The sequence below is a fragment of the Aeromicrobium halocynthiae genome, assembly GCF_039531385.1.
GTDB lineage: Bacteria > Actinomycetota > Actinomycetes > Propionibacteriales > Nocardioidaceae > Aeromicrobium > Aeromicrobium halocynthiae.
Genome location: NZ_BAAAPY010000001.1, coordinates 774,173 through 801,008 on the forward strand (window position 1 = coordinate 774,173; position 26,836 = coordinate 801,008).

Annotated in this window: 30 protein-coding genes; 4 read left to right on the forward strand and 26 right to left on the reverse strand. The window is 72.0% G+C overall.

What is annotated here, in order from left to right; genetic code table 11:
- Nucleotides 1-55: 55 nt before the first annotated feature.
- Nucleotides 56-457, forward strand: a complete 402-nt coding sequence (locus tag ABD213_RS03865) for a DUF2530 domain-containing protein (RefSeq protein ID WP_344324565.1) — start codon at nucleotides 56-58, stop codon at nucleotides 455-457.
- A 161-nt stretch (nucleotides 458-618) separates the two neighbouring features.
- Here ABD213_RS03865 and ABD213_RS03870 read toward each other — a convergent pair whose 3' ends face one another.
- Entirely contained in the window at nucleotides 619-1,365 is a 747-nt protein-coding gene (locus ABD213_RS03870) for a DUF3027 domain-containing protein (RefSeq protein ID WP_344324568.1), read from the reverse strand.
- Nucleotides 1,366-1,426: 61 nt separating this feature from the next.
- Here ABD213_RS03870 and ABD213_RS03875 point away from each other — a divergent pair, with 61 nt between their 5' ends.
- Nucleotides 1,427-2,893 carry an MFS transporter gene (locus ABD213_RS03875; protein WP_344324571.1) on the forward strand — a complete coding sequence of 489 codons (1,467 nt, stop codon included), beginning with the start codon at nucleotides 1,427-1,429 and terminating at the stop codon, nucleotides 2,891-2,893.
- A 2-nt stretch (nucleotides 2,894-2,895) separates the two neighbouring features.
- Here ABD213_RS03875 and ABD213_RS03880 read toward each other — a convergent pair whose 3' ends face one another.
- From ABD213_RS03880 to glmS, 20 genes are all read right to left on the reverse strand, one after another.
- The gene (locus ABD213_RS03880; RefSeq protein ID WP_344324574.1) at nucleotides 2,896-3,714 is read right to left on the reverse strand and encodes a dioxygenase family protein; all 819 of its coding nucleotides are present in this window, start codon (nucleotides 3,712-3,714) and stop codon (nucleotides 2,896-2,898) included.
- A 135-nt stretch (nucleotides 3,715-3,849) separates the two neighbouring features.
- Nucleotides 3,850-4,242, reverse strand: coding sequence for a cold-shock protein (locus ABD213_RS03885; protein WP_344324577.1), 393 nt, complete (start codon nucleotides 4,240-4,242; stop codon nucleotides 3,850-3,852).
- Between the two features lie 60 nt (nucleotides 4,243-4,302).
- Entirely contained in the window at nucleotides 4,303-5,349 is a 1,047-nt protein-coding gene (locus ABD213_RS03890; protein ID WP_344324580.1) for a YihY/virulence factor BrkB family protein, read from the reverse strand.
- 88 nt (nucleotides 5,350-5,437) lie between these two features.
- Complete coding sequence (locus tag ABD213_RS03895; protein ID WP_344324583.1) at nucleotides 5,438-7,033, reverse strand: AMP-binding protein; 1,596 nt, start codon at nucleotides 7,031-7,033, stop codon at nucleotides 5,438-5,440.
- Between the two features lie 115 nt (nucleotides 7,034-7,148).
- The gene (locus ABD213_RS03900; RefSeq protein ID WP_344324586.1) at nucleotides 7,149-7,601 is read right to left on the reverse strand and encodes a DUF779 domain-containing protein; all 453 of its coding nucleotides are present in this window, start codon (nucleotides 7,599-7,601) and stop codon (nucleotides 7,149-7,151) included.
- Nucleotides 7,601-9,124, reverse strand: a complete 1,524-nt coding sequence (gene adh / locus ABD213_RS03905; protein ID WP_344324589.1) for an aldehyde dehydrogenase — start codon at nucleotides 9,122-9,124, stop codon at nucleotides 7,601-7,603. The genes ABD213_RS03900 and adh overlap by 1 nt, the downstream gene beginning before the upstream one ends.
- Before the next feature lie 117 nt (nucleotides 9,125-9,241).
- Entirely contained in the window at nucleotides 9,242-10,528 is a 1,287-nt protein-coding gene (locus ABD213_RS03910) for a GAF domain-containing protein (RefSeq protein ID WP_344324592.1), read from the reverse strand.
- A gap of 86 nt (nucleotides 10,529-10,614) precedes the next feature.
- Nucleotides 10,615-11,658, reverse strand: coding sequence for a tRNA (adenosine(37)-N6)-threonylcarbamoyltransferase complex transferase subunit TsaD (gene tsaD, locus ABD213_RS03915; RefSeq protein ID WP_344324595.1), 1,044 nt, complete (start codon nucleotides 11,656-11,658; stop codon nucleotides 10,615-10,617).
- 41 nt (nucleotides 11,659-11,699) lie between these two features.
- Nucleotides 11,700-12,002, reverse strand: a complete 303-nt coding sequence (locus tag ABD213_RS03920) for a DUF427 domain-containing protein (RefSeq protein WP_344324598.1) — start codon at nucleotides 12,000-12,002, stop codon at nucleotides 11,700-11,702.
- Nucleotides 11,999-12,772 carry a lysophospholipid acyltransferase family protein gene (locus ABD213_RS03925; RefSeq protein ID WP_344324601.1) on the reverse strand — a complete coding sequence of 258 codons (774 nt, stop codon included), beginning with the start codon at nucleotides 12,770-12,772 and terminating at the stop codon, nucleotides 11,999-12,001. The genes ABD213_RS03920 and ABD213_RS03925 overlap by 4 nt, the downstream gene beginning before the upstream one ends.
- Before the next feature lie 95 nt (nucleotides 12,773-12,867).
- Nucleotides 12,868-13,329 (reverse strand): DUF5709 domain-containing protein, encoded by a 462-nt coding sequence (locus ABD213_RS03930; RefSeq protein WP_344324604.1) that lies wholly within the window; start codon nucleotides 13,327-13,329, stop codon nucleotides 12,868-12,870.
- Nucleotides 13,326-13,802: a VTT domain-containing protein gene (locus ABD213_RS03935; protein ID WP_344324607.1), complete on the reverse strand. Its 477-nt coding sequence runs from the start codon at nucleotides 13,800-13,802 to the stop codon at nucleotides 13,326-13,328. The genes ABD213_RS03930 and ABD213_RS03935 overlap by 4 nt, the downstream gene beginning before the upstream one ends.
- Nucleotides 13,799-14,245 (reverse strand): GNAT family N-acetyltransferase, encoded by a 447-nt coding sequence (locus tag ABD213_RS03940; protein WP_344324610.1) that lies wholly within the window; start codon nucleotides 14,243-14,245, stop codon nucleotides 13,799-13,801. Before ABD213_RS03940 ends, ABD213_RS03935 begins: the two co-directional genes overlap by 4 nt.
- Nucleotides 14,242-14,862: a tRNA (adenosine(37)-N6)-threonylcarbamoyltransferase complex dimerization subunit type 1 TsaB gene (tsaB, locus tag ABD213_RS03945; RefSeq protein ID WP_344324613.1), complete on the reverse strand. Its 621-nt coding sequence runs from the start codon at nucleotides 14,860-14,862 to the stop codon at nucleotides 14,242-14,244. The genes ABD213_RS03940 and tsaB overlap by 4 nt, the downstream gene beginning before the upstream one ends.
- Before the next feature lie 74 nt (nucleotides 14,863-14,936).
- Entirely contained in the window at nucleotides 14,937-15,926 is a 990-nt protein-coding gene (gene tsaE / locus ABD213_RS03950) for a tRNA (adenosine(37)-N6)-threonylcarbamoyltransferase complex ATPase subunit type 1 TsaE (RefSeq protein ID WP_344324616.1), read from the reverse strand.
- Complete coding sequence (locus tag ABD213_RS03955) at nucleotides 15,923-16,912, reverse strand: alpha/beta fold hydrolase (RefSeq protein WP_344324619.1); 990 nt, start codon at nucleotides 16,910-16,912, stop codon at nucleotides 15,923-15,925. Before ABD213_RS03955 ends, tsaE begins: the two co-directional genes overlap by 4 nt.
- Nucleotides 16,912-18,024 carry an alanine racemase gene (gene alr, locus ABD213_RS03960; RefSeq protein ID WP_344324622.1) on the reverse strand — a complete coding sequence of 371 codons (1,113 nt, stop codon included), beginning with the start codon at nucleotides 18,022-18,024 and terminating at the stop codon, nucleotides 16,912-16,914. The genes ABD213_RS03955 and alr overlap by 1 nt, the downstream gene beginning before the upstream one ends.
- Entirely contained in the window at nucleotides 18,021-19,424 is a 1,404-nt protein-coding gene (locus ABD213_RS03965; RefSeq protein WP_344324625.1) for an NAD(P)H-hydrate dehydratase, read from the reverse strand. Before ABD213_RS03965 ends, alr begins: the two co-directional genes overlap by 4 nt.
- The gene (locus ABD213_RS03970; RefSeq protein ID WP_344324628.1) at nucleotides 19,424-19,786 is read right to left on the reverse strand and encodes a holo-ACP synthase; all 363 of its coding nucleotides are present in this window, start codon (nucleotides 19,784-19,786) and stop codon (nucleotides 19,424-19,426) included. Before ABD213_RS03970 ends, ABD213_RS03965 begins: the two co-directional genes overlap by 1 nt.
- Before the next feature lie 5 nt (nucleotides 19,787-19,791).
- On the reverse strand, nucleotides 19,792-21,636 hold the full coding sequence (glmS, locus tag ABD213_RS03975; protein WP_344324631.1) for a glutamine--fructose-6-phosphate transaminase (isomerizing): 1,845 nt from the start codon (nucleotides 21,634-21,636) through the stop codon (nucleotides 19,792-19,794).
- Nucleotides 21,637-21,724: 88 nt separating this feature from the next.
- Between glmS and coaA the strand changes: the two genes are divergently transcribed.
- Nucleotides 21,725-22,675, forward strand: coding sequence for a type I pantothenate kinase (gene coaA / locus ABD213_RS03980; protein ID WP_344324634.1), 951 nt, complete (start codon nucleotides 21,725-21,727; stop codon nucleotides 22,673-22,675).
- 59 nt (nucleotides 22,676-22,734) lie between these two features.
- Here coaA and ABD213_RS03985 read toward each other — a convergent pair whose 3' ends face one another.
- The 5 genes from ABD213_RS03985 to ABD213_RS04005 all read right to left on the reverse strand — a co-directional run bounded on the left by ABD213_RS03985 (nucleotide 22,735) and on the right by ABD213_RS04005 (nucleotide 25,960).
- On the reverse strand, nucleotides 22,735-23,640 hold the full coding sequence (locus tag ABD213_RS03985; RefSeq protein WP_425546013.1) for a TauD/TfdA dioxygenase family protein: 906 nt from the start codon (nucleotides 23,638-23,640) through the stop codon (nucleotides 22,735-22,737).
- Between the two features lie 205 nt (nucleotides 23,641-23,845).
- On the reverse strand, nucleotides 23,846-24,130 hold the full coding sequence (locus ABD213_RS03990; RefSeq protein WP_344324640.1) for a DUF202 domain-containing protein: 285 nt from the start codon (nucleotides 24,128-24,130) through the stop codon (nucleotides 23,846-23,848).
- Entirely contained in the window at nucleotides 24,127-24,495 is a 369-nt protein-coding gene (locus ABD213_RS03995; protein ID WP_344324643.1) for a YidH family protein, read from the reverse strand. Before ABD213_RS03995 ends, ABD213_RS03990 begins: the two co-directional genes overlap by 4 nt.
- A 48-nt stretch (nucleotides 24,496-24,543) precedes the next feature.
- Complete coding sequence (locus ABD213_RS04000; RefSeq protein ID WP_344324645.1) at nucleotides 24,544-25,509, reverse strand: GNAT family N-acetyltransferase; 966 nt, start codon at nucleotides 25,507-25,509, stop codon at nucleotides 24,544-24,546.
- 40 nt (nucleotides 25,510-25,549) lie between these two features.
- Entirely contained in the window at nucleotides 25,550-25,960 is a 411-nt protein-coding gene (locus ABD213_RS04005; protein WP_344324648.1) for a GNAT family N-acetyltransferase, read from the reverse strand.
- A gap of 621 nt (nucleotides 25,961-26,581) precedes the next feature.
- On the opposite strand from ABD213_RS04005, the gene ABD213_RS04010 reads away from it, so the two are divergent.
- A partial coding sequence (locus tag ABD213_RS04010) for a hypothetical protein (protein ID WP_344324651.1) occupies nucleotides 26,582-26,836 on the forward strand: 255 nt, incomplete at its 3' end.

Sequence of the window (26,836 nt, forward strand, 5' to 3'; positions counted from 1 at the left end):
TCCCAGCCGCCCACGACGCCTGCCCGCCGGCCGTACCGACCGGTAGTCTGGGCGCGTGGACGAGGACGAGATGGTCGTGCGCGCCGGTGACGGCCCGGAGACGATCGAGCGCAAGCTCGGGCACCGGGAACGGGCGCGGCTCGAGCGCGCCGCGCGCCGCCACGAGCTGGGCCGTCCCGACGTCGAGGAGTTCGAGATCGGTCGCACGACGCACCGCGTCGCGGCCGTCGAGCCCATGGACCTCGACGGCGTCCGCACGATGACGATCGGCACGATCCTGTGGGGCGTCGCCACCGTCGCCCTCCTGCCCTTCCTCGGGACGCTCGAGCAGCAGGGGCGGACCTGGTGGGTCTGGGCCTCGCTGGCCGGCCTGGGCCTGGGCCTCATCGGCATCGAGTACTGCCGTCGGCGCCGCAACGCCCTCGCCCACCAGCCCGGTCGCCGTCGGGCGCGCTGACTCAGGCCGGCGGTCCGTCGGCCGGTTCGGCCTCGTGGACCAGGAGGGGCGCTGCGCGAGCCGACGTCGACCCCATCAATGGCATCTTGCAACCATGGGCCTGCGCCCCCTCGCACCGCTGCTCCGGACGCCTCACGTCGCGCCGGCCTCGCGGGGACGGCTCAGAGATCGTCGACGTCGTCGACCGTGACGGTGTCGAGCGTGGGTTCGGGCAGCTTCTGCGGCCCGGCCGAGCGGCTCAGCCGCGCCCCGGAGTGGGCGCCGCAACCGTGGTCGAGGGCGACGACGCGCCCGTCGTCGTTGGCCGAGCCGTTCGCACACACGCCGAAGCGGTCGGCCAGGCGCCCGGCGAGGCTCACGAGGAAGCCGCACGAGTCGCACCGGCCGGGGGCCTGCTTGGCCAGTGGCGTGTCCGGACCCTGGTCACCGTCCTGCCAGCGCTGCGCCGCCAGGTCGCGGCCCTCCAAGGACAGGACCCACTCGCGACCCAGACCGACCTCACGGGCGAAGTACCGGTCGAGCGTCTCGAGGTGGTCCCCCGCCGACCAGGCCGGCACCAGCCGGGCGTCGTCCTCCTCGGGCGGGAGGATGTCGCCCGGGCTGAGGTCGCCGGGCTGGATGCGCTCCCGGTACGGCGTCCACGGCGGCGCGACGACGGCGTCGTCACCGGGCAGCAGGACGACGTCGTTGACCGTCACGGGGGCGTCGTCCTGCGGCGCTCGCGACAGGCTGACCGCCCAGGTCCACCCGCGGTAGCCGGGCTGCGTGCAGACGAACAGGTGCGTCAGGAGCCCTTCGCCCTCGGGCACGGCGCGCAGGTGCTCACCGACGTCGGCAGGCTCCACGACGTCCTCGAGCGCCGCGCGCGCGGCGTCGACGGCATCGGCGAGAACGGCGTCACTGGACATGCCCCCATCCTCGCCCATGTCGTGACCGGCCGCCGGGCCGGGGGTGGGGCAGGATGAGCCCATGGCCGACGACGACGATCCGCCCGGCCAGGACGGGTGGGACCGGCTGCGCGGAGACGGGCCTTCGGTCCCCACTGCCCCCGACGACGCGCAGCGCGGGTCCGAGGTCGATCCGCCGACGGGCGGCGGGCGCCGCGGGTCCGTGGTGGCGCGCTCGGCCGGGACCGCCAAGCGCATCTCCCTCGGCACCGGTCGGCTCGTCGCGCGAGGCGGTGTCGGGGCCGTGAACGGAGCGCGTCGCTTCACCCACTCCGGCGGTGCAGGAGAGAGCGGCCTGTCGCGACTGCTCGAGCTGCACGCGTTCAACACCGCCGGCGACGCGGCCATCGCCGTCTCACTGGCCGGCACCCTGTTCTTCACGGTCCCGACCGAGCAGGCCGCCGGCCAGGTGGCCCTGTTCCTGCTGCTGACGATGCTGCCGTTCGCCATCGTCGCCCCACTGATCGGACCCTTCCTCGACCGGTTCCGCCGCGGTCGTCGGTGGGCGATCGGCAGCACGCTGGCGATCCGTGCGTTCTGCTGCTGGGTGCTCGCGGGTGCGGTCGTCGACGAGTCGCCGGCCTTCTACCTCGCCGCCCTCGGCTGCCTCGTGGCCTCGAAGGCGTACGGCGTCACTCGAGCGGCCACCGTCCCGCGCCTGCTGCCGCCGGCGTTCACCCTGGTGAAGGCGAACTCCCGCATCTCGCTGACCGGCACCGCCGCCGCGGCGATCTCCGCCCCGCTGGCGGTCGGCGCCGCCACCATCGGCGCCCCCTGGGCGCTGCGGTACGCCTTCGTGCTGTTCGTGATCGGCACGATCCTCGCGATCCTGCTGCCCCCGCGCGTCGACTCCAGCGACGGCGAGGAGCAGGTCGACCTCGCCGAGATGGGCGGGCGACGTCGCGGGATCTCCATCACGCGGCACGTGGTCGACGCCCTGCGCAGCAACGCCGGGCTGCGGCTCATCACCGGCTTCCTCACCATCTTCATGGCCTTCACGCTCCGTGAGCCGCCGGACAGCCTCGGCTGGACCGGGAACGCGACGGTCCTGATGGCACTGGTGATCGGTGCCGCCGGCGTCGGCAACACCCTCGGCGTGGTCATCGGCAACGTGACCAAGTCACGGAGCCCGCACCGGGTCGTGCTCGCGGTCCTGGCGCTCGACGTCGCGGTGCTCGTCGTGGCCGCACTGTTCTTCGTCTGGCCGGTCGCGTCCCTCCTCGGACTGACGGCAGGCCTCTGCCAGTCGTTGGGCAAGCTCAGCCTGGACGCCCTCATCCAGCGCGACGTGCGAGAGGAGGTGCGCACGAGCATGTTCGGACGGTCGGAGACCCTCCTGCAGCTGTCCTGGGTGATCGGCGGGCTCGTCGGCATCGGCCTGTTCACCGCCGACGTCGACCTCACGGTGGCCATGATCGCCGTCGCAGTGGTGCTCACCGCGTGGTTCGCCTACGTCATCCGCGACGCGCACCGCACGCGCGGGAGCTGAGGTCAGGCGGAGACGAAGCTGCGCATGCCGATCGCGCCGAGGTCGATGGTCTCGTTGAAGAACCGGACGTCCTCGGTCGGCTCGAGCAGGGCGAGCGAGGCGAGCATCGGACGGTAGTGGTCGTCGGTCGGGACCGCGATCCGGGCCTCGGCCCACGTGCCGAAGGGGTCGACCAGGGCATCGACCCGCCGCTCGCGCAGCGCGTCGGCGGTGTCGGCGTCGAACTGCTCGGCCCAGTCCCACGGCGCTCCACCCTCCCAGCGAACGCGGCCGAGCGCATGGACGATGTTGCCGCTGCCGATGAACAGCACGCCGCGCCGCCGAAGGGACCGCAGCCGGGTGAACATCTCGTACTGCGCCGGCAGCGGCATCGAGAGGTCCAGGCTGACCTGCAGCACAGGGACCGTCGGGGCGGGGTCGAGGAAGCGCAGCACGCTCCAGGTACCGTGGTCCAGGCCCCACTGGTCGTCCAGGGCGGCCTCGTACGCGGCGAGGGCGCGCCCGAGGATGCGAGCGACGCGCGGATCGCCCTCGGTCGGGTAGTCGACGGCGAACAGCTCGTCGGGGAACCCCCAGAAGTCATGGATGACGCGGTTGCGGGGCGCGTCGGTGATGCGAGTCGACCCCGGGGTCTGCCAGTGCGCGCTGACCACGACGATCGCCTGTGCCCGCGGGAGCCGCTCTCCCTCACGGACCCACGTGCGCGTGATGTCGTTGTCGCTGATGGCGTGCATCGGCGTGCCGTGACCGACGAAGAGCACGGGCATGCGCTCGCTCGGGACGAGGCGCGACTCGATGTCCGCGATCGTGTAGGTGTTCATGGCGTGGCCCTCGGCATCGGACGGTTGACGGTTCAACCGTCAACGTACGCCACCGGTGGTCACGGCGTCACCACCCGACCTGCGAGCCCTCAGGAGTCGGCCCTCAGCCGTCGAGCCCCTCAGCCGTCGAGCCCCTCAGCTGTCAAGCTCCGAGGCCAGACCGCGCAGGAGCTGCGCCACCGGCCGGGCCGCCTTGCGATCGGGGTGGCGACCGTGCCGGTAGCCCTCCCCGAGACCGTCGAGGACGCGGATGAGGTCCTCGACGATCGTCACCATCTCCTCGGGCTTCTTGCGCTTGGTCGGCGCGGCGGGCCGCGCCGTGCCGGCGCGCTCGAGCACGCGCACCTGCAGCGCCTGGTCGCCACGTCGCCCCTGCGCGATCCCGAACTCGACCCGCGTGCCGGACTTCAAGGTCTCGACGCCCTCAGGCAACGCATCAGCGCGCACGTGGACGTCGCCTCCCTCGTCGGAGGAGAGGAAGCCGAAGCCCTTCTCGGCGTCGTACCACTTCACCTTGCCCGTGGGCATGAGCGTGTCCTTCTGTCGCAGGAGTCCGGTCGTCGCAGCACGGCCGCGACGTCCCACAGCCTAGTGCGCCGCCGGGTCCTCCACGCGTCGAGGCGGCTCCACCGACTCACCGACCGCGGGCTGCTCGATGGTCTGCCAGTCCTCGTCGAAGCGCGCCTCGATGTGCTGGAAGCCCTTGTGACGCTGCGCCTTGGCGTACATCGTGTAGGCCTTCTTGTCCGCGCGGGTGAGGTCGACGTTGTCGGTGAACGGGGTCAGGAGCGCGCGCGGGTAGAGACGACGCCGCAGCACGACGTTGACCTCGAGCCCGATCACCGCCACGAGCGCGGCGAGGAAGAGGAAGGCCACCAGACCGAGGACCAGCGCGAAGGTCTGGTTCATCTGGCTGGTGCGGGTGATGATCGCGGAGACGTAGATGCCGCCGAGGACCTGCAGGAGCTGCCAGCCGACCGCCGAGACGACGGCACCCGGAAGCACCGCACGGATGCCGGCCCGACCGAGGCTCACCAGGCGGAACAGGCCGACGAAGATCCCGACGGTGAACACGAAGAGCACGACCTGGATGCCGCGCTGGACCCAGACGGCGTCCTGGGTCGGGAAGATGGTGATGTTGGCGAGCACCGAGCTCGCGACGGCCAGGGCGAGGATCCCCAGACCCGCGATGGCCAGGAAGATCAGGCTGCGCAGCCGCATGAGAAACGGGTTGGCGCGACTGTTGCGCGGCACGGCCCAGGCGACGTTGGCGGCGTTCTGGCTCGCCTGCCCGAGTCCCGTGGCGCCGTAGAGCGCGACGAGCGAACCGATCACGACGGCGCTCGTGCTGCCCTGCAGCCCCTCCGGGCGACCGAGCTGGTCGCCCACGATCGGGAACTGCGCGAGCGCGGTGTCGAGCAGTCGGTCACGCAGACCGGGATCACCGTCGAGGAAGAATCCGAGGATCGACGTCGAGATCAGCAGGACCGGGAAGATGGCGATGAAGCCGTAGTAGGCGATGATCGCGCCGAGGTAGGGTCCCTGGTCGTCGAAGTACTTGTAGATCACCGCGATCGGGAAGCCGATGACCGGGTGGTCGCGCTGGAACCGGTCGATGCGGTCGACGACCCTCACGTGCCTGCGCCGTCCGGCCGCGTCCGCGCGTGGTCCTCGACCGTCGTCCTCACGTGGTCAGCCTGCCACAGCGGACCAGAGGAGTCGCTCAGGCCGGGTCCGGGAGCTCGCGCTTCATGACCTTGCCCGTGGGGTTGCGCGGCAGCTCGTCGAGGAACGTCACCTTGCGCGGGACGGCGAAGCGCGCCACGTGCTCCCTGGCGTGCGCGATCACGCCGTCGGCGTCGATCTCCTGGCCGTCCTTGACGACGACGTACGCCGCGAGCGCCTGGCCCCAGTCGGGGTCGTCCACGCCCGTGACCACGACGTCGGAGATGGCCGGGTGCTCGATGAGGGCGTCCTCGAGCTCGCGCGGGAAGACGTTCTCGCCACCGGAGATGATCATGTCGTCGTCACGACCGGCGACGAAGAGCCGACCGTCCTCGTCGAAGTAGCCGAGGTCGCCGGTGTGCATGAGCCCGTCGGCGAAGGACTTGGAGTTGCCGTCGGTGTACCCGCCGAAGGGCATGTCGTTGCCGACGTGGATGACGCCGGTCTCGCCCTGCGGGAGCTCCTTGCCGTTCTCGTCGAGGATCTTGACGGTGGTGCGCCACGGCGGGCGCCCGGCCGTCCCAGGGGCGGCGCGCAGGTCCTCGGGGCTGGCGATGGTCACCCAGCCGGTCTCCGTGGCGCCGTAGAAGTTGTAGACCGAGTCGGTGAAGAGGTCCATGAAGTGGTTCGCGAGGTCGCCGGCGAGCGCCGACCCGCTCGACGCGGTGATCTCCAGGCTGGAGACGTCGCGCTTCTCGATCGCCTCGCTCGAGGCGTCGACGAGGCGTTGGATCATGAGCGGCACCACGACGAGGACGCGCGCGCGATAGGTCTCGATGTCCTTCAGGACCTGCTCGGGGCTGAACTTGCGGCGCAGGACGTACGTCGGTGCCGTCGACAACCCGAACCCGAAGTTGATCAGGCCCCACGAGTGGAACAACGGCGCGGCCAGCACGACGGTGGAGTTGCCGCGGTACGGGATGGCGCCGAAGTAGGCCAGCAGCGGCTTGAGGTCCTTGGGCTCCTCGCGGCGCGCGCCCTTGGGCAGGCCGGTCGTGCCGGAGGTGAAGATGATGATCTGGCCCGACTTCTCGGGCTTGTCGTGGGGGTCGGACGGCATGTCCGCGCTGATCGAGGCCACCGTCGGGAGGTCGTCCGGGGCGTCGTCGTCGGCCCAGGCGAGCACGATCGACTCGCGAGGGATGTTCTTGGCGACCTCGAGGAACTCCGAGTCGATGACGGCGAGCTCCGCCCCCTCGCGCTTGGTGAGCTCGGTCAGCTGGGAGGAGCTGGCCATCGTGTTCAGCAGCAGCAAGCGGCCGCCGGCCTGCATGACGGCGACGAGCGTCATCACCAGGTAGCGGTGGTTGCGCTGCAGCACCGCGACGGAGACGCCAGGACCGACGCCTCGGTCCTTCAGGGCCTGGGTGTATCGGTCGATGTCGGCCTTGAGCTCGCCCCACGTGATGTCGCCGGCGTCGTCGTGGATCGCGGTCTGCTGCGGGAAGCGAGCCGCGGTGGCGGCCACGCCGGACGGGAAGCCGGGCCCCCACGTGCGCAGCGCCTTGGCCGCCTTCAGGCCGCGAGCCGGGGACGTGGGTTGGATGATGCCGATCCGCCGCAGGACCTTCAGCTTGAACCCGATGTCACCCATGTCGCTCCTCACGTGGCTGGACCCCGAAACTAACCCGGAGTCACGGTGCCCGCGAGCGTAACAGTGTTTTACATCTCCTCCGCCGGAGCGTCGCGGAGGCCACACGCCCCAGGGCCTACGCTCCGCCGGCCGCCGCGAGCTGCTCCATCTCCGCCTCGGTGAAGACCCGGGAACGGATGATGAACCGGTGACCCGTCGGCCCCTCGATCGAGAAGCCGGCGCCTCGGCCGGGTACGACGTCGATCGTGATGTGGGTGTGCGACCAGTAGGCGAACTGCTCTCGGGAGATGTGCACCGGCACGATGCCCTCGGGATCGACGTCGCTGGCACCGATGTCGAGGTCACCCAGGTGGACGTCGGACGGACCGACGATGAAGAACCCCCGGGTGTAGCACATGGGGGCGGACCCGTCGCAGCACCCGCCGGACTGGTGGAACATCAAGGGCTGGCCGTGGGACGCCCGGAGGCTGCGGAGCAGGTCCGCAGCCTCCGGGGTGACGTCCACGCGCCGGACCGGGTCGTCCGCCGGGGACGTCCCACCCGCGGTGGCCGACGGGGGGCCCTCCATCAGAAGAAGCCCTGCGCGTTCTGCGAGTACGAGACGAGCAGGTTCTTCGTCTGCTGGTAGTGGTCGAGCATCATCGAGTGGTTCTCCCGCCCGATGCCCGACGACTTGTACCCGCCGAAGGCCGCGTGGGCCGGGTAGGCGTGGTAGCAGTTCGTCCACACGCGTCCGGCCTGGATGTCGCGGCCGGCCCGGTAGGCGGTGTTCGTGTCGCGCGACCAGACGCCGGCTCCGAGTCCGTAGAGCGTGTCGTTGGCGATGCTCATCGCGTCGTCGTAGTCGTCGAACCCGGTGACCGAGACGACCGGGCCGAAGATCTCCTCCTGGAAGATCCGCATCTTGTTGTGACCCTGGAAGATCGTCGGCGCGACGTAGTAGCCGCCCGAGAGGTCGCCACCGAGGTCGACACGCTCACCACCGGTGATGATGCGGGCGCCCTCCTGCACGCCGATCTCGAAGTAGCTCAGGATCTTCTCGAGCTGGTCGTTGCTGGCCTGGGCGCCGATCATCGTGTCGGTGTCGAGGGGGTTGCCCTGCTTGACCGCCTTCGTGCGCTCGGTCGCCGCCGGCAGGAACTGCTCGAGGATCGAGTTCTGGATCAACGCGCGGCTCGGGCAGGTGCAGACCTCGCCCTGGTTGAGCGCGAACATCGTGAAGCCCTCGAGCGCCTTGTCGTAGAACGCGTCGTCGGTGCTGGCGACGTCCTCGAAGAAGATGTTCGGGCTCTTGCCGCCGAGCTCCAGCGTGACGGGGATGAGGTTCTGGCTGGCCATCTGCATGATGAGGCGGCCGGTCGTGGTCTCACCGGTGAAGGCGATCTTGCGGATGCGGTTGCTCGAGGCCAGCGGGGCACCGGCCTCGGCGCCGAAGCCGTTGACGACGTTGAGCACGCCCGGGGGCAGGAGGTCGGCGACGAGCTCCATCAGGAGCATGATCGACGCCGGCGTCTGCTCGGCGGGCTTCAGCACGACGGCGTTGCCGGCCGCGAGCGCAGGCGCCAGCTTCCAGGTCGCCATCAGCAGGGGGAAGTTCCAGGGGATGATCTGGCCGACGACGCCGAGCGGCTCGTGGAAGTGGTAGGCCACGGTGTCGTCGTCGATCTGCGACAGGTGACCCTCCTGCGCACGGATCGCGCCGGCGAAGTACCGGAAGTGGTCGACCGCGAGCGGGAGGTCGGCGGCCATCGTCTCGCGGACCGGCTTGCCGTTGTCCCACGTCTCGCCGACAGCGAGCATCTCGAGGTTCTCCTCGATGCGGTCGGCGATCTTGTTGAGGATGTTCGCGCGCTCGGCGACCGAGGTCTTGCCCCAGGCCGGAGCGGCGGCGTGCGCGGCGTCGAGCGCCTTCTCGATGTCCTCGGCGTTGCCGCGGGCGATCTCGGTGAACACCTTGCCGTTGACCGGCGAGACGTTCTCGAAGTACTCACCGGAGGACGGGGCGACGTACTCGCCGCCGATCCAGTGGTCGTAGCGGGACTTGTAGGTGACGACGGAACCCTCGGTTCCGGGCTGGGCGTAGACGCTCACGGGGTGCTCCTTCATGACAGGTGGACGAGCGGTCTGACGGGCGACCGCGTGCGTGTGACGCTAGTCACGGCCACGTTGCAACGACGTTGGCAACGTCGCGACCGGGCTCGTCGACCCTCAGAGCGACAGCTCGGCGTCCAGCCGGTCGACCTGCCCGACCACCTCGGCGTGTCGTGGAGAGCTGCTCGGCAGCACCTCGAGCACACGGAGCCAGACGTCGAGGTCGTCGCGCCCGTGCGGGGTGTCGGCGAAGGACAGCAGGGCGTCGACGTCGTCGCTGGCCAGCAGCGCCGAGCGCAAGCGTCGGTGGACCGCGTCGCGCAGGTCCTCCACACCGGGGGCGGTCGACGCCGGAAGCACCGGTCCGCAGTACGCGGCCACGGCACGGCGGAGGCGACCGGCTGCGATCTCCTCCAGGACGTCACTGACGTCGGTGCGGATCGGCTGGGCGAGCCGGTAGGGCCGGGACCGCAGCTCGATCGGCCCGAGCACCTGCCGCAGGCGGGAGACCTCGGCGCGGATCGTGACCGCCGCCTGCTCCTCCTCACTCAACCCCAGCGCGAGCTCGGCGGTGGTGAGTCCGTCGCCGGACAGGGCGAGCAGGAGCAGCAGCTCGCTGTGGCGCAGGCTGAGGCGGCTCGTGGTGGGCCCGGACCGCAGGGTGGCACCGTGGCTGCCGAGCACGTCGAGGCGGGGCATCGACCACCCGCCGCTGCGCACCGGGCTGCGCTCGTGGTCGAGTCGCAGGATGCGCAGCTCGGCCTCGACGGCAGCCACCGTCGCCCGGACGAGGGACAGGCTCTGGTTGGTGGCGACCTCCGGACCCCCGGTGAGGTCGAGGACTCCGAGGATCGCCCCGGTGTCGGGGTCGTGGATCGGTGCCGCCGAGCAGCTCCACGGCGTCACGGGACGCGCGAGGTGCTCGGGGCCGAGGAACTGCACCGGACGGTCGAGGGCGAGAGCCGTGCCCGGGGCGTTCGTGCCGGCGCTGCGCTCGCTCCAGTCGGCGCCCTCGACGAAGTGCATGCCCTCGGCACGCGAGCGAAGGCCGTGCGAACCCTCGACCCACAGCAGCTGTCCCGCGGCATCGCTGACCGCGACGAGCAACCCGGCCTCCCCCGCGCTCTCGACGAGCAGTCGCCGGATGACCGGCATGCCCGCGGCCAACGGGTGCCAGCTGCGGATCTCGGCGAGCTCGTCGTCGTCGAGGTTCACACGCGGGAGGTCGAGCTCGGGGTCCAGCCCGCCGTCGAGGCTGCGGCGCCACGACTCGAGCACCAGGCTGCGCACGGAGGGGTCGGCCCTCCCGGAGGACACGAAGTCGTCGTGCGCCCGGTGCAGGTGTCTCGTCAGCCGGTCCGGGTCCGCACCCGGAGGGACTGCGAAGTCGTCGCTTCGCCCCATGGCCGCAGTGTACGTGGCCATGTGATGCACGTCACCGGCCTTCGGACCCTCTCCCCGGAGCCGACGGGCGGAAGCCGCGCGCGTGCTCAGGCGACGATGTCGGAGACGGGCCGGCTCGAGACGGCTCCGAGGTCGAGCGAGGACGAGCCGATGCCGCGGCGCACCACCTCCGCGCCGAGCGCGGCGACCATCGCACCGTTGTCGGTGCACAGGGACGGTCGCGGGATGCGCACCTCGATCCCCGCGGCGTCCGCCCGCTGCTGCACCATCTCGCGGAGCCGACCGTTGGCCGCCACGCCACCGCCGACGACGAGGGTGTCGACGTCGTGGTCGCGGCAGGCCTGGATCGTCTTGCGCGTGAGGACGTCGACCACCGCGTCCTGGAACGAGGCCGCGACGTCCGCCACGTCGATCGACCTGCCCGCCGCCTGCTCGCGCTGGACGTGGCGCGAGACGGCGCTCTTCAGGCCGGAGAAGGAGAAGTCGTACCGGTAGCGCTGCGCGTCCTTCGCGGCCGTGAGCCCGCGCGGGAAGGCGATCGCCGAGCCGTCGCCCTCACGGGCCACGCGGTCGATGTGCGGGCCACCCGGGTACGGCAGCCCGAGCAGCCGGGCGACCTTGTCGAACGCCTCCCCCGCGGCGTCGTCGATCGTCGACCCGAGCATCGTGACGTCGCTGGTGATGTCGTCGACGAGCAGGATCTCGGTGTGGCCACCGCTGACGAGCAGCGCGGCGACGCGGCGGTCGAGCCGGCCGTGCTGCAGCTGGTCCACCGCGACGTGGGAGACGAGGTGGTTGAGGCCGTAGAGCGGCTTGTCGTGCGCCACGGCGAGCGCCTTGGCAGCGGCGACGCCCACCAGGAGCGCCCCGGTGAGCCCCGGGCCGTTGGTGACGGCGATGGCATCGACGTCACGGACGTCGATGCCGGCCTGCTCGTAGGCGAGCTCCAGGGTCGGCACCATCGCCTCCAGGTGCGCCCTGCTGGCCACCTCGGGCACCACGCCACCGAACCGGACGTGCTCGTCGACGCTCGAGGCGACCGCGTGCGCGAGCATCTCGGTCCCCCGGACGATGCCCACGCCGGTCTCGTCGCAGGAGGTCTCGATGCCGAGGACGACGGGTTCGCTCACGCCCTCATTGTGCAGGACGACCACTGGTCGGCCGCCACCTGCTACTGCTCGATCGTGACCCGCCGGTCGAACGCGACGTACCCGCTGTAGTCCTGACCCACACGATCGAAGGACGACTCGATCGGGTGCGGGTAGGACCACGCGCCATCGGCCAGGACGTCGTCACCCTGCCCGACGTCCCAGTACTGCGCATCGCCCTTCCACGGGCAGTGGTAGGCCGTGGCGCTGGGCGTGAACAGCGCCTCGACCAGGCTCGACGGCGGGAAGTACCCGTTGCCCTCGATGCGGACCAGCTCGTCCTGGTCGGCCTCGGCGAGCAGCGTCGTGCCGACGAGCGCCCTCACGACGCGTCCCTCTCGGCCTGGCGGGCCGCCCGGCGGGCTGCCTTCGCCGCCTTCTCCTCGGCGTCCAGCCGTGCCGCCTCCTCGGGCGTCGGGGCGAGGCCGCCGTACCGCGCCGGGGCCCACCACTGCCCCTCGGGCGAGAGCGGGTACTCGGTGATGGCCCTGTCCAGCAGCGTCGACATCGCGTCGCGCAGCCGGGCGGTCTCGGCGACGGGGTCCTCGCCGGTCACGTCGAGCGGGGCGCCGACGTGCAGGGCGATGGTCTTGCCGCGCCCCCAGAGGTCGGACTCGTGGTCCTTGGTCTTCAGCAGCTGGGTGCCCCACGTGACCATCGGGATCAGCGGGACACCGGCCTCGGCGGCCATGCGGACGGCCCCGGTCTTGAGGTCCTTGATCTCGAAGGACCGGCTGATCGTCGCCTCGGGGAAGATGCCGACGATCTCTCCCGACCGCGCGTACTCCACGGCCTTGCGGTAGGAGGACTCTCCGGCGTCGCGGTCGACCTCGATGTGGTGGAAGGAGCGCATCAGCGGACCACCGACGGCGTGGTCGAAGGCCTCCTTCTTGGCCATGAAGCGCACGAGGCGGTTGCTGGGCTGCGCGGCGAGCCCGTCGAAGACGAAATCGACGTACCCGATGTGGTTGGCGGCCAGGATCGCGCCGCCGGTGGTCGGGATGTGCTCCGTCCCCGAGGTCTGGAACCGCATGCCGAGCGCCTTGAAGAGCGTCTTGGCGGTGACGATGACGACCGGGTAGGTGATGTCACGCATCAGGCCATCCTAGTGGACAGGTGTGCACCAGAGGTGTTCACGGATTGCGCAGTGCTCCCGAGGCACCGTCGTCGGACCTCAGAGGTCGTCGGACCTCAGAGGTCGTCGGGGGCGCCGGCGGCGAGGTCGTCAGGACGGTCCTCGCGGATGCGCACCGCAGCCTCCTCGGCACTCGCGCCGGCACCGTCGATGCCGACGTCGTCACCGACGAGCGCCTTCTCCGTGTCCTCGGCGATGCCCTCGTCCGGGGCCACGAGACGACCGGAGCGGTCGTCGCCGACCTCGTCGCCGACCGGTGCCGGAGCGTACTCGTCGGCGTAAGGATCGAGGTCGGGGACCTCCTGGCTGATCCTCTGGTCGAGGGTCTCACCCTCGGCCACCTCGGCCGCCGTCGTGCCGAAGCCCTCCCCCGGACCCCAGTTCTCGGGCGGGGAGTACCCCTCGTCGAGGACGTCCTCGACGCCACGATCGACCAGGGTGTCCTCGGGCTGCAGCTGGTCGAGGTCCTCGGAGTGGTCGCGGGCGGTGTCGTCGGGCTCGATGGGCGCATCAGTCATGTCGCCAGCCTGTCACGCCGCGTCCGATGTGCAACCACGCCGACGGTGAGCACCAGCACCACGACGAGCGCCGCGACGAGCACGGCCTCGTCCTGCCCGGCCCCGGCACGCGTAGCGGCGACGAACAGGCCGGCACCGACCGTGCTCCAGATGGTGGCCCACAGGGCCGCACCCGGCACGAGGCCCAGGAGGTAGCGAGGGACCGTCATGCCGACGAGGCCGGCGGCGGCGTTGACGGCGGTCTGAGCGCCGATCGTCAGGAAGCTCGCCGTGACCACCGGTGGACCCCACCGCTCGACCCGCTCGACCGCCCGCTGCAGCCGCGGGCCGGGTTCACGGCGGCGGATGGTCCCCGCGGCCACGGCGCGACCGATGCCGTAGGTGGCGCCGGCGCGCAGCAGCACGATGACGAACAGCGTCAGCCACGCCCATCCCCACGGCCACGAGGTGATCTCCTCCATGACGCCGCTCACGAGGTCCCTCCGTCGCGACGCCGCTCCATCACGATCGCGGTGCCGCCGCCGGCGTAGTAGCCGTGACGTCGGTCGATCTCGACGAAGCCGGCAGCGGCGTAGAGCCCGATCGCGGCGTCGTTCGACGCGCCGACCTCGAGCAGCATCCGGTCCGAGCCGGCCTCCTCGGCGACGCTCCACGCGTCCGCGAGGAGCCGGCGTGCCAGTCCTCGGCGACGTGCGTCGGGACGCACCGCGACCCGTGTGAGGTCGGCGACGTCACCCACCACCTGGACGCTCGCCCATCCGAGCGGCTCGTCGCCCACCACGAGAGCGTGCCGCAGAGGAGCGGTGACCTCGACGAGGACGAGCTCCTGCGACCACGCCTCGGGCCCGAAGGCGAGGGCCTCCAGCGCGGCGATGCCGGCAGCGTCCGCGGTCGTCGCGGGGCGCACGTCCGTCACCAGGCCGGCGTGGCGTCCGGTCGACGCAGGTAGAGCGGCTCCAGCGGCAGGACCTCGACCCGACGCCCGACGACGGCGTCGGCGAGCAGCTCCGCCGACGGGTCGAGGCGGGTGTCCGAGCCCTCGGCGGCGCGGAGGTGGTCGGCGTGCAGGAGGGCGCCACGACCGACCACGGGCACGCCCGGGTGACGCGTCGCGAGCTCGGCGGGGCGGTCGACGTGCGGTCCGTCGACGCGTCGGTCGTCGACGTACCGTGCCCAGTACACCTCTCGTCGCCGGGCGTCGATCGCGACGAGGTACTCCCCCGTCCGACCCGCTTCCACGACGTCGAGCGAGCAGACACCGTGCGTCGTCAGTCCGAGGGTCTGCGCGAGGCTGAGGGCCGTCACGACACCGACGCGGAGCCCGGTGAACGGACCGGGACCGACGCCGACGGCGACGTCGGTGAGGTCGCCCGGCGCGGCACCGGCCTGCTCGAGGGCACGGCCGATGGCCGGGGCGAGCAGCTCGCCGTGCGCCATCGCGCCCTCTCCCGTGGCGGAGCCGAGGACGGACGCGCCGTCGTGGACGGCAACACTGACGACCGGGCCGGCGGTGTCGAGGGCGAGGAGCAGCACGCTCTGAGTTTAGGCCGACCTCACCCAGGCGTCGCGGGCGCGTGACCGAAGGCAGCCGGGCTGGGGCGCGCGTCTCAGGACAGCAGCGTGGAGCGCAGCGGGACGTCGACCCATCGGGGGCCGTGCGGCTTGACGGTGACCACGCGGGGCTCGACGTCCTCGTGCGCTTCCTGCGGCGTCGTGCCGTGGGTGCCGTCGGCCTTGGTGCCGAGCGGGTCGATCGGACGGGCCTCGCGGACCTCGATCGCGACCGACAACCAGCTGTCGCTGAGCTGCTCGGCGAGGCCGGCACCCCACTCGACGACCGTGACCGACTCCTCGGCGGAGGCGTCGAGGTCGAGGTCGTCGATCTCCTCCGGGCCGCCGAGCCGGTAGGCGTCGACGTGCACGAGCCCGGGACCGTCGTCGGGCGAGGGGTGGGTGCGGGCGAGGACGAAGGTCGGCGACGTGATCGGGCCCTCGACGCCCATGGCGCGCCCGAGGCCCTGCGTGAAGGTCGTCTTGCCGGCGCCGAGGTCACCGGAGAGCACGAGCAGGTCCCCCGGGCGGACCAGCTCGGCCACACGCGAGGCCAGCTCGTGCATCGCGTCGGGCGTGGGCACCTCACGCGCCAGCCACAGCGTCTTGCCGAACTCGATGAGGGGACCGTCCTGGCTGACCGGGTGGTACTTGCGGTGCCGCCAGAACCGGATGGTGTCGGGGAGCTCCTCGCGCACGTGCAGCCAGATGCCGTCCTTGCCGCGCTCCTCCGCGGTGTCCTCGGCCACGCCGACCATGGCGGAGGCGACGCCGCGGGCCTGGATGTCGGGATCGACCGCCACGCGGCGCAGACCGAGCTTGTCGGGCCGGGACTCGTCGAACAACAGCGCCCCCATGGGCAGGCCTCGGCGTTCGACCAGCAGCCCGCCGGGGCCGGCCAGGACCTCCGCGATCGACTCCTCGGTCTCGTCCATCGCCGTGGAGGGCGGGTCGAGCGTCGGGCGCGCGCCGAAGGACCGTCGGATGATGTCGACGATCGCCGCGGCGTGCTCGGGACCGGCGTCGATGACGTCGAGCGCCCTCACGCGACCGACTCCACGAGCTCGGTGATCACCCGGGTCACCTCGACGTTCGCCTCCAGCATCACCATGTGACCGGCACCGTCGACGCGCACGAGGTCGGCGCCGGGGATGGCCTCGGCGAGCCGCTCGCTGTGCTTGATCGGCGTCAGGAGGTCCTTCGTGCCGCACACCACCACCGTGCGGGCCTCGCCGAGCGTCGTCAGGCCCTGCCGGAGGTCGAGCTCGGTGAACGCCGGGTAGAAGTCGAGCAGGACGTGCGTCGGCGCCCGCAGGATCATCTCCTCGGTCATGTCGACGTGCCGCTCCGCAGCGTCCGGCCCCACGGCCCAGCGTCGGATGACCGAGTAGCTGTTGAAGGACCGCCCCCAGTCCAGCGCCGGACCGCCGAGCCGGATGAACGGCGCGAGGCGCTGCAGCATCGGGTTGCCCCGCACGAGCCGCCCGGAGCTCGTCGCCACCAGGGCGACCCCGACGACCCGGTCGCCGAACAGCTCGGGGCGGTCGGCGGCCAGCTGCTGGATCGTCATGCCGCCCATGGAGTGCCCGACGAGCACGATCGGCCCCGACGGGACGAGCTCGGTGATGACGCGGGCGAGGTCGTCGGCGAGCTGCGCGAAGGTGGAGCCGCCGGGCGTCGCCCGGCCCGATCCCCCGTGGGAGCGGTGGTCCATGAGCACCATGCGGTACCGCCCGCGCAGCGCCAGTCGCTGGTAGTGCCACGTGTCGAGCGTGCACACCCAGCCGTGCACGAACACGATCGTGGGAGCGTCGGAGGGGCCGTCGTCAACCTCGACGTTGATCCGGACGCCGTCGGACGCGGTGACGGTGTGCACGGGGCCGCGCACGGACCCGAACTCCACGGCCTCGCCGCGCCGCTCGCGACGCTGACGACGCTTGCGGGTGTTGAGCAGGCGCGCCGTCGCGCCGGCGGCCACGAAGGCTCCGGCCGTGGACGCCGCGACGGCAGCGCGCTTGGTGGGGCTGACCATCAGTCTCCTCGGTAGCTGCGCTCGATGCGGCCGCCGAGCCGGGTGACGACCTCGTAGCCGATCGTACCGGCGGCGTCGGCCCAGTCCTCGGCGGCCGGTTCGCCCTCGTCGCCGGGCCCGAAGAGGGTCACGACGTCACCCGGACGGGCCGGGAGGTCACCGAGGTCGACGACGAGCTGGTCCATGCAGATGCGTCCGACCTGCGGGACGCGACGTCCTGCGACGGCCACCTGCGCGCGGCCCGATGCGGCGCGGAGGATTCCCTCGGCGTAGCCGAGGGGGACGAGCCCGAGGCGGGTGTCGCGCTCGGTCGTCCAGGTGTGGCCGTAGGAGACCGCGGTGCCGGCCGGGACGTCCTTGACACCCGCCAGGCGCCCGCGCAGCGTCATCACGGCGCGCAGGTCGACGTCGTGGTCCAGGCCGGGACCGGGGGCGATGCCGTAGGTGGCGATGCCGGCGCGCACGAGGTCGAGGTGGACCGAGGAACGGGTCAGCAGGGCGGCGGAGTTGGCGAGGTGGCGCAGGCCCGGGTCGAGCCCGGCGGCACGCACCTCCTCGACCGCTTGCGCGAACCTCTGCTCCTGGGCGTCGTTGGCGGGGTGGGCGGGTTCGTCGGCGCAGGCGAGGTGCGACCACACGCCGGTGACCTCGACGCGACCGGCGGCCTGCGCGCGGGCCGCCGCGGCGAGCAGCTCGGGCCACTGTGCCCCGAACGCGCCGTTGCGGGCGAGTCCGGTGTCGACCTTGAGCTGGACGCGCGCCCTCCCTCGCACCGACCCGGCGATCTCCTCGAGCTGCTGCGCCGAGGACGCCGTGACCTCGACCCCCGCCTCGACCAGGGGCGCCCAGTCGCGCCCAGGGGCGGACAACCAGCACAGCACGGGGCCGACGTCGCCCGCGGCACGCAGCGCGAGCGCCTCGTCGGGTGTCGCGACGCCCAGCCAGTCGGCTCCGGCGTCGCGCGCCGCGCGGGCGACCGGCGCCAGCCCGTGGCCGTACGCGTCGGCCTTGACGACCGCCATGAAGGCGGCGCCGGGTGCGGCGGCGGCGAGGTCCGCGACGTTGGACCGGTAGGCGTCGAGGTCGACGACGGCCTCTGCCTGGACGGTCACGATCCGCCTCCGAGGAAGCGCGCGATCGTGCGCGGCAACGCAGCGGCGACGTCCGAGGCGACGATCGGCCCACCCGGGTTGGCGGCCTCCGCGGCGCGGCCGTGCCAGAAGGCGGCGAGCGAGCCGGCGTCGAGGGGCTCCAGACCGGCCGCGAGCAGCGACCCCGCGAGACCGGCGAGGACGTCCCCGGCGCCCGCCGTGGCCAGCCAGGGCGTGCCGGACACGTTCACCCGGGCGGGTCCGTCCGGTCCGACGACGAGGGTGCGTCGGCCCTTCAGCAGCACCGTGGCCTGCCAGCGCTCGGCGGCCCGGCGCGCGTGCTCCAGCGGCGCCGCCTCGACGTCGTCGCGCTCGACGTCGAGCATCGCCGCGAGCTCCCCGGCGTGCGGGGTGAGCAGCGCCGGGCAGGGGACGGTCGCGGGCAGGTGCTCGAGCGCACCCGCGTCCACGACGACCGGGACACCGTCGTCCCACGCGTCCGCGAGTCGTCCGCCCACGTCGTCGCCTGCGCCAGGACCGACCACCCACGCCTGGACGCGGCCCCGGCCCACCACCACCTCGGGGGCACGGTCGACGACTCGCTCCGAGAGTGCCTCGGAGCCGACGAAGCGCAGCATGCCGACCGGACCGGCCTGCGCACCGGCGACGCACAGGTGCGCGGCGCCGGCGTACAGCTGCGAGCCCGCCGCGATGCCGACGACCCCGCGTCCGTACTTGTGCGTCTGCGCCTGCGGGTGCAGCCGGGCCGCCCACGTAGTTCCGTCGGCATCCTCGATTGCCTCGACCACCGGGTCGGGCAGGTGTGGAGCGAGCCCGATGTCCACGAGCAGCGGCAGGCCGACTCCTCCGACCGAGGCGGCGGGGTCGACGAGGGAGGCCACCTTGTGCGTGCCGAACGTGACGACGCGGTCGGCGGCGACGTGCGGTCCGGGGACGGTGCCGTCGTCGACACCGACGCCGGAGGGGACGTCGACGGAGACGACGACGGGACCGCGCTCGTCGATCCACTCCGCCCACTGCGCCGCGCGGTCGCGCAGGCCGGGACGCGCGCCGATGCCGAGGACCCCGTCGAGGACCCACCGGTGGCCGCCGGGTGCCTCGACGACGCGGGCGCCGGCGGTCGTGGCCGCGTCCAGTCCTCCGGCGTGGACGGAGTCGGGGTCGAGCAGGCAGAGGTCGACCCGGACACCACGGTCCAGCAGGTGCACGGCGGCGAACAACGCGTCGCCGCCGTTGTTGCCCGGGCCGACGAGCACGAGCAGCAGCTCCCCGGCGGGCACGTCGTCGAGCGCATCGGCCAGACCGCGGGCCGCACGTCGCATGAGCTCGCCGTCGGCCGTGCGCTCCATCAGCGCGGCCTCGGCGTCCCGGACGGCCTGGACGGAATGGGCTCGCAGCATCAGGCCGGCACCTCCGCCACGACGAACGCCGTGGCGACGCTCGTGTCGTGCGAGAGCGAGAGGTGCAGCGTCGCCGCGAGCTCGGCCACGCGACGTTCGGCGGCGCCGTGCAGGCGGAAGGACGGCGCACCCGCGGCGTCCGTGACCACCTCGACGTCCTGCCACGACATCCCGGCGGGTGTCCGCAGCGCCTTGACGAACGCCTCCTTGGCGGCGAAGCGCGCCGCACGCGACTCCAGCGAGAGCGCCGCCTCGGCCGCGGTGAACAGGCGCGATCCGAGCTCGGGGGTGCGCTCGAGCGTCCGGGCGAAGCGCGCCAGGTCGACGACGTCGACCCCGATGCCGTGGATCCGGGCGCTCATCGCCCTCACTCCACCGTGACGGACTTGGCGAGGTTGCGCGGCTGGTCGACGTCGTGGCCGAGTTGCGCGGCCAGCTCGCAGGCGAAGAGCTGCAACGGAACGGTCGCGACCAGCGGTTGCAGGAGCGTCGGCACCTTGGGCAACCGGATGAGCTCGTCGGCGTACGGCACCACGTCGTCGTCGCCGTCCTCGGCCAGCACGATCGTGCGCGCTCCGCGGGCACGGACCTCCTGGATGTTGCTCACGATCTTCTCCTGGAGCTGGTCGCGTGCCTTCGGCGGCACGACGACGAAGACCGGGACGCCCTCCTCGACCACGGCGATGGGGCCGTGCTTGAGCTCACCCGCGGCGAATCCCTCGGCGTGGATGTACGCGAGCTCCTTGAGCTTGAGCGCACCCTCCAGCGCGACGGGATAGCCCACGTGCCGTCCGAGGAAGAGGATCGAACGGCTGCCGGCGAGGTCGGCTGCGAGCGCTCGGACCTGCTCGGCGTCGTCGAGCATGCGCTGGATGCCGGCCGGGATCGCCTCCAGCTGCGCGATGATGGCGCCGATCTCGTCGCCGTACTTGGTGCCCTTGACCTGGGCCAGGTACAAGCCCAGCAGGTAGCAGGCGACCACCTGGGCCAGGAACCCCTTCGTCGACGCGACGGCCACCTCGGGTCCGGCGTGCGTGTAGATGACCGCATCGGACTCGCGCGGGATCGTCGAGCCGTTCGTGTTGCAGATGCTGAGCACCCGCGCCCGCTGCTGCCGGGCATACCGGATCGCCATGAGGGTGTCCATCGTCTCGCCCGACTGGCTGATCGTGACCACCAGGGTCGACCGGTCGAGGATGGGGTCGCGGTAGCGGAACTCCGAGGCCAGCTCGACCTCGCACGGCACACGCGTCCAGTGCTCGATCGCGTACTTGGCGACCATCGCCGCGTAGTAGGAGGTGCCGCACGCGATGACGATGATCTTGTCGACGGTGCGCAGCTCGTCGTCGGACAGGCGCATCTCGTCCAGGCGGAGGCGACCGTCGGGTGCGTGCCGGCCGAGGAGGGTGTCAGCGACCGCCTGGGGCTGCTCGGCGATCTCCTTGAGCATGAACCAGTCGTAGCCGCCCTTCTCGGCGGCCGAGACGTCCCAGTCGACGTGGTAGGCGGTGGTCTCGGCGTGGTTGCCGTCGAAGTCGGTGACGACGACGTCGTCGGCGCTGATGGTGACGACCTGGTCCTGACCGAGCTCGATCGCCTCGCGGGTGTACTCGATGAAGGCGGCGACATCGGAGCCGAGGAAGTTCTCCCCCTCGCCCCGACCGACGACGAGCGGGGAGTTGCGGCGGGCACCGACGACCACGTCGGGCTGGCTCGCGTCGGTGATGACGAGCGTGAACGCGCCCTCGAGGCGTCGGCAGACCGTCCGCACTGCCTCGGAGAGGTCGGGTGTCCGCTCCAGCTCGTCGTGCAGCAGGTGCGCCACGACCTCGGTGTCGGTCTCCGACAGCAGCTCGTGACCGGCCGCCTCCAGCTCCTGGCGCAGCACCGCGAAGTTCTCGATGATCCCGTTGTGGACCACGGCGATGCGCTCGGCGGAGTCGAGGTGGGGGTGGGCGTTGACGTCGTTCGGCGCACCGTGGGTGGCCCAGCGGGTGTGCCCGATGCCGCTGCCCGTCTCCGGCAGGTCCGTCTCGGCCAGCACCGCGTCGAGGTTGGTGAGCTTGCCGGCCTTCTTGGCCGACGCGATCCGACCGTCGTGGGCGAGGGCCACGCCGCCGGAGTCGTAGCCGCGGTACTCCAGGCGCCTGAGTCCGCCGAGGACGACGTCCAGGGCGGAGCGATGACCCACGTATCCGACGATTCCACACATGCGCGCCAGCCTACTAGCGCCGCCGGCGACGGCCTCCTCCCCGGCGCGACGGGGACCTGCGGATGCCGCGAGCGGGCATCACGGCAGGATGGAGCGCATGGCACGAGAGTTGTCCCCGTACGTCGAGCTCGAGCGTTCGGCGTGGGCCGCACTCGCGGGCGAGGCTCCTCAGCCGCTGTCCCAGGAGGAGATCGACCGCGTCCGCGGACTCGGCGAGGAGCTCGACCTCGAGGAGGTGCGTCAGGTCTACCTGCCGCTCACCGAGCTCATCACGATGCGGATCCGGGCCGCCGCCGGCCTGTACCGCGCGACCGAGAAGTTCCTCGGGAACCCCCAGCCGAAGCGCACGCCCTACGTCATCGGCATCGGCGGCTCGGTGGCCGTCGGCAAGTCGACGACCGCGCGCCTCATCCGCGAGCTGCTGGCCAACGCGCCGGAACGCCCGAGCGTCGAGCTCGTCACCACCGACGGGTTCCTGCTGCCGAACGCCGAGCTCGAACGTCGCGGCATCCTCGACCGCAAGGGCTTTCCGGAGTCCTACGACCGGAAGGGTCTGCTGCGCTTCGTCATGAACGTCAAGTCGGGGGCGGAGGTCGTCGAGGCGCCGCGGTACTCGCACCTGACCTACGACGTCACCGACGAGCCGACCGTCCTGCACTCCCCCGACATCGTCATCGTCGAAGGGCTCAACGTCCTCGCACCGGCTCGGCTGCGCGGTGACGGCAGCCCCGGTCTGGCGATCAGCGACTTCTTCGACTTCTCCGTCTACGTCGACGCCTCCAGCAAGGACATCCGCCGCTGGTACGTCGAGCGCTTCCTGACGTTGCGGCGCACCGCCTTCGCCGACCCCGCGTCCTACTTCCACCGCTACAGCTCCTACTCCGACGAGCAGGCACGCGACCGCGCCGAGGAGCTGTGGGACACCATCAACTGGCCCAACCTGCGCGAGAACATCCAGACCACCCGGGGCCGCGCCGACCTGGTGCTGCGCAAGGACTCCGACCACGGAGTCAAGTGGGTGCGGCTGCGCAAGATGTAGAGGGGCACGATGTAGAGGGGGCGCGCCGCCGCCCATGGTCGCGTCGCAGGGGCGCGGGCTCACGCACCGGCGTAGGTGCTGGAGTCGCCGATCCGGGCGACCGACCGCCTGCCCTCGACGCTGACCGGCACGTCGCCCGCGACCGTGACCCGGCGCATGCGGCGCTCGTGGTCGCCGTAGTCGGCGACGGCGTAGTGCTGCATGGCGCGGTTGTCCCAGATGGCGAGGTCTCCCGGCTGCCAGTCCCAGCGGACCGCGTTCTCCAGTCGGGTCACGGCACGCTGCAGCAGGTCCTGGACCTGGGCCGACTCTCGACTGCTCAGGCCCACGATGCGCTTGACGAACTGGCCGATCAACAGGCTCCGCTCCCCGGTCTCGGGGTGCACGTGCACGACCGGGTGCTCGGTCTCGAAGACCTGCGAACCGAACTCCTCGCGGTAGGCCTCCTGGGCGACGTCGACGCCGCCGATGCGTTGCTCGTCGACCTCCGCGGCGTAGTCGTAGAGGTTCGTGTGGACCGCCCACAGGCGGTCGGCCATCGCCTGGAGCGCCGGGTGCAGCGTCTCGTACGCCGCGACCGTGCTCGCCCAGACCGTGGTGCCGCCGTACGGGGTGAGCTGCTCGGGCCGCAGCAGGCTCAAGGCCGGGGGCCGGTCGCAGAACGTGACGTCGGTGTGCCAGGCGTCGGCCTTGCCGTGCTCGGAGTCGATGACGAGGACCTGGCCGTCACCCTGCACCGTCGGGTGCGGCGTCGTGGTCGGGCCGAGCAGCTCGGCCACCTCGTGGTGGGTCGTGTCGTCGAGGTGGTCCTGCCCGCGCAGGAAGACGACCCGGTGGCGGAGCAGAGCGGAGCGCACGGCCGCGACCGTGCCCGCGTCGAGCCCCCCCCCCCCCCCCCCCCCCCCCCCCCCGTGGAGGCGCAGGCCGTCGATGCGCGCGCCGACGTGCTGGCCGAGCGGGGTCACGGTGAAGGCGGAGGCCGTGCGCGTCGCAGGTCGGTCCGTGGCCCTCTCCGCTGTCGGCGTGTGGGGGTTCTCGAGCGTGGCGGTCGTGGATCGGTCCTCTCGTGCTGCGGTGCCTCCAGGGTGCTCCCGTCGACCCGTCGTCGGACGTCGTCTCACATCCCGGGAACGACCCCCGGGGACGTGTCGCGAGTGGTGCTCGACGCCCTCACCGCTCGAGCGCGAGCGCGACGACGGCGAGCGCCAGCACGCCGACACCGGCGCCCACGCCGGCGGGTCGCCGTCCGTCCGCCGGTCGTCCTGCGGCCGGAGCCGGCGTGACCACGGCCGCGAGGGCCACCACGACGGCCACCACGCCGGCGACGACGGCGACCGGTGCGCCCTGGAGCAGCGCGACCCTGACGAGCAGCAGGCCGAGGACGACGAGCGTCGCGACCGTCCTCCGCCACGCCAGCGTCGTCCGTTCCGGGGCCAATGGCGACGGCGTGCTCACCCGCGCGCGCCGATGACCAGCATCGCCACCGCGGCCAGCGCGACGACGACGGCCAGGACGGCCCCCGCGACGTTCGATGGCAGCGGAGCCGAGGTGCGCATCGCCCGCTCGGTCCTCACCCAACCGCTCCAGGCCCCGGCGACGCACCCGAGGGCTGCGACGGCCAGCAGCACCGAGAGGGTCGCGGCGACGACGTCGCGCACCCCGAGGTCGACGACGTGGACGGCCGCGGCACCGGCGAGCAGAGCGAGGGACGTCCGGACCCACGCGAGGAAGGTGCGCTCGTTGGCGAGGCTGAAGCGTGGGTCGGGGTCGGTGCCCGCGCCGTAGACGCGGCGCGGCCAGCGCCGATCCGGTGTCGTCATCGTCGTCCTCCTCCTGGTCCGAACCTGGTGCCGTGAGTGCGGCTCGCCTCAGAGGCGGCGCACGTACTCCGCCGCCCAGGCGGTCTGCCGATACCCGAGGGCCTCGTTCACGGCGATCATGTGCGTGTTCGAGGCAGCGTTCCAGGTGCTGATGCGGCGACGTTCGCGCAGGAGGTCCGCGGCCTCGCGCATGGCGTGGCGCTTCAGCGCCAGTCCGAGTCCCCGTCCCCGGTGCTCGGGCAGCACGAGGGTGTCCCACTGGTAGGCCTCGACGCCGTCGGCGGCGAAGACCAGCTGCGTGTGGCCGACGAGCCGACCGTCGGGGGCCACCGCGGCCGCCGTCTGCGCGATGCGACCCTGGTCGTTCCACGACCGCTCCTCGTGCCGCACGCGCTCGGCGTCCCAGAACTCGTTCTCCAGTCCGTCCTCACCCGAGGGCGCCTCGCTCAGCAGCACGTGGCGCAGGTGGGCGTACTGGTCGATCCACTGCTCGGGGCAGGTGCGCCACGCGACGAGGCGGTCGCCGGGCTGGAGCACAGGGGCGGGCACCTCGGCGACCGGTAGGGCGAGCTCCCGGATCGCGTCGAGGATGTCGGGGGCGAAGCCTCGTGCCGTGGCGAAGGACGAACCCGCGCCGCCGGACTCGTCGACGCCCCACAGTGCCTCGGCCCGCAGGAGCGTGCGGCCCTCGCGTCGGGCGACGTCGGCGAGCGCGTCGAGGAGCTCCGTGCCGACCCCGCGTCGCCGGTGCGTGGACCGCACGAACACCTCGACGTACGCGGAGTCGAGGTTGTCCTGCGTCGGCAGGGAGACGTACCCGCCCCCGACGGTCTGCTCGTCGACGACCGCCGCCAGCAGGACGTGCCGACCGTAGTCGTCGTCGGTGAGGTTCACCCGCTTCTCGGGCGCACCCCACGGCTGGTCGAACGGCCGGTCGTAGCAGGCCGCGTAGGCGTCGTGGAAGCGCGCGAAGTCCTCCTCGTCGCGCAGGTCGACGCGGCGCACGGTGGTCATGGTCTGAGCGTAGGAGACGGAGTGCGCGGGCGGACCTGGATCAACGGACGAGGTGGACGGTGCGCGCCCGCGGACGGAAGCCGACGCCGGCGTAGAAGGTTGCCGCTGATAGATCCTCGTCCGCGCGAGCGCAGACGCGAGCACGAGTGGCGCCGGCGTCGCGAGCGGCCGAGAGCGCAGCGTGGATCGCGGCGCGGGCGTGACCGAGACGTCGGTGCCGGGGGTCGGTGGCGACCGGTTCGAGCGCGACGACCCCGCTGGCGTCGTCGAGCCAGGCGTGGCACGTGCCGGCCAGCGTCCGGTCGGTGAGCACCGTCGCGACGTCGAGCACCCCGCGGTAGCGAGGATCGGCCCCCATCGCGGCGAACGAGCCTGACGACGGCCCGTCCTCGACGATCCCGAACGCTGAGCGGTGCAACGCGGCGCTGGCGGCGGGTTGGGTTCGGCTCACGGCGGTGACGACTGATGCGCCGTCGGGCACGGAGGGGTGCCGCAGCGTCAGCCTCGAGATCGCACCAGAGGTGGTCGTAGACCGGACCCGCGCTGGCGCTTCGCTTCCCGCGACGTCGCAGCTCAGCGAGCAGCGACTCCTCGACGTTTGAGCACGTGACGACCTGGCGGGCACCGGGCGCGCGGTCGAACCACTCCAGGACCTCGTCGAGGACCTCGGGCGCCGTCGCGTCGACCTGAAGGTCCAATCGCCCGGATCGACCGACTCGAGCCCATGCCACGCACCGACCGTCGAGAGACCAGCTGGCGACCCGCTCCCAGTTCTCGGCGTCGTCCAAGAACCAGAAGGAGACCAGCTCACCGGGGTGCCAGCGCGAGCGAGTCGTCAGGGCGCGAGTAGCGAGCTCGACGATCGACTCGAGCTGCGCCGGTCCGCGACCCTCGACTCGGCGCAGACCTGACGCCGTCACGACCTCCAGGGCGTCCGATGCCATGTCGGCAGGCTAGGCAGGGACGTCGGCGCCCGTGGTCGAGAGCGTCCACAGATCCTGCCAAGGAGCGATGTGGGTGTCGGCGAGCGGCTCTAGAATGGGAACACATCGTCGATAGAAGGATCGATCCCATGGCCGTCGCACCGTCGGAGCTCACCACCACCTCGGTGGTCGAGAAGCTCACCGTCGTGCACGACCTGCTCTCGTCCATCGACACCTCCGACTACGCACGCCTCTCCCCCGACGACCAGCGCTCGAGCGCCCGGTCGCTGGCGCGGTTGAAGGCCCGGGTCGCCGCGCACGAGCTGGCGGCCGTCGCGGCGGTGGAGTCCGCGGGGACCGCTCGGCGTGAGGGGGCCTCCTCGACCGGGTCGCTGCTGGCCGGT

Excerpts from the sequence above, each read along its gene's own strand:
- ABD213_RS03995 (WP_344324643.1), bottom strand. The coding sequence starts at position 24,495 with ATGACGACACCGGATCGGCGCTGGCCGCGCCGCGTCTACGGCGCGGGC.
- ABD213_RS03970 (WP_344324628.1), bottom strand. The coding sequence starts at position 19,786 with ATGAGCGCCCGGATCCACGGCATCGGGGTCGACGTCGTCGACCTGGCG.
- ABD213_RS03885 (WP_344324577.1), bottom strand. The coding sequence starts at position 4,242 with ATGCCCACGGGCAAGGTGAAGTGGTACGACGCCGAGAAGGGCTTCGGC.
- glmS (WP_344324631.1), bottom strand. The coding sequence starts at position 21,636 with ATGTGTGGAATCGTCGGATACGTGGGTCATCGCTCCGCCCTGGACGTC.
- ABD213_RS03900 (WP_344324586.1), bottom strand. The coding sequence starts at position 7,601 with ATGGAGGGCCCCCCGTCGGCCACCGCGGGTGGGACGTCCCCGGCGGAC.
- ABD213_RS03925 (WP_344324601.1), bottom strand. The coding sequence starts at position 12,772 with ATGCGTGACATCACCTACCCGGTCGTCATCGTCACCGCCAAGACGCTC.
- ABD213_RS03910 (WP_344324592.1), bottom strand. The coding sequence starts at position 10,528 with ATGGGGCGAAGCGACGACTTCGCAGTCCCTCCGGGTGCGGACCCGGAC.
- ABD213_RS03930 (WP_344324604.1), bottom strand. The coding sequence starts at position 13,329 with ATGACTGATGCGCCCATCGAGCCCGACGACACCGCCCGCGACCACTCC.
- ABD213_RS03870 (WP_344324568.1), bottom strand. The coding sequence starts at position 1,365 with ATGTCCAGTGACGCCGTTCTCGCCGATGCCGTCGACGCCGCGCGCGCG.
- ABD213_RS03875 (WP_344324571.1), top strand. The coding sequence starts at position 1,427 with ATGGCCGACGACGACGATCCGCCCGGCCAGGACGGGTGGGACCGGCTG.
- coaA (WP_344324634.1), top strand. The coding sequence starts at position 21,725 with ATGGAGCGCATGGCACGAGAGTTGTCCCCGTACGTCGAGCTCGAGCGT.
- ABD213_RS03880 (WP_344324574.1), bottom strand. The coding sequence starts at position 3,714 with ATGAACACCTACACGATCGCGGACATCGAGTCGCGCCTCGTCCCGAGC.
- ABD213_RS03965 (WP_344324625.1), bottom strand. The coding sequence starts at position 19,424 with ATGCTGCGAGCCCATTCCGTCCAGGCCGTCCGGGACGCCGAGGCCGCG.
- ABD213_RS03895 (WP_344324583.1), bottom strand. The coding sequence starts at position 7,033 with ATGGGTGACATCGGGTTCAAGCTGAAGGTCCTGCGGCGGATCGGCATC.
- ABD213_RS04000 (WP_344324645.1), bottom strand. The coding sequence starts at position 25,509 with ATGACCACCGTGCGCCGCGTCGACCTGCGCGACGAGGAGGACTTCGCG.
- ABD213_RS03955 (WP_344324619.1), bottom strand. The coding sequence starts at position 16,912 with ATGGTCAGCCCCACCAAGCGCGCTGCCGTCGCGGCGTCCACGGCCGGA.